1 protein-coding gene is annotated in these 905 nt (G+C 45.3%); it reads right to left on the bottom strand.

Features of this window, described 5'->3' with window-relative positions; translation table 11 throughout:
* Positions 1-94: 94 nt before the first annotated feature.
* Positions 95-905 (bottom strand): serine hydroxymethyltransferase (gene glyA / locus A3738_RS03845; protein ID WP_156503931.1); only part of this gene is annotated, 811 nt, incomplete at its 5' end.

Raw genomic sequence — 905 nt, 5'->3', positions numbered from 1 at the left:
TACTTGATTGCCGTCAGAAACCAAACGAGAGTCGTAAACCTTCGTGTCAGTCGCCTTACAAAACGGACAATGCATGAGGAATCAACCCTGACAGTTATGCGTAAACTGGCAAACGCGAGCAAATTGCTTGCACTTTTTCGCGTGTTGCGTTGATGACAGAGTCGTCCTCTGGATTGGCAACTAACGCGTCAATCACATCACAAATCCATGAAGCTAATTCAGAACAATCTTTCGACTGAAAACCTCGACTTGTAATAGCTGGCGTACCAATACGCAATCCACTCGTTACAAATGGAGAACGAGGATCGTTTGGAACCGAGTTCTTGTTTACTGTAATGTGAGCACGACCTAATGCTGCGTCAGCGTCTTTGCCCGTTACATCTTTATCAATCAAATCAAGCAAGAAGAGGTGGTCATCAGTACCGCCAGACACAATTTTGTAGCCACGCTCTAAAAATACAGAAACCATCGCTTGTGCATTTTTAACGACTTGCTGCTGATATGTTTTAAACTCTTCTGACATCGCTTCTTTGAAGCACACTGCTTTCGCAGCAATCACGTGCATCAATGGTCCACCCTGACTTTCAGGGAAGACGGCAAAGTTCAGCTTTTTGTTCAGCTCTTCGTCATCATTTGCCAAAATCAAACCACCACGAGGGCCTCGTAGCGTTTTATGCGTCGTTGTAGTCACGACATCTGCAATACCAACAGGACTTGGGTAAACACCGCCAGCAACAAGACCCGCTATATGCGCCATATCAACAAACAAGTACGCACCCACTTCGTCTGCAATTGCTCTGAAACGCTTCCAGTCAACAACAAGAGAATAGGCTGAAAAACCAGCGATAATCATTTTAGGCTTGTGCTCACGCGCAAGAGCCTCAACTTGATCGTAATCAATCTCA

Source organism: Oleiphilus sp. HI0066 (genome assembly GCF_001635725.1).
The sequence above is the reverse complement of the archived record's forward strand: the minus strand, read 5'-3'. Positions and strand labels throughout refer to the sequence as shown.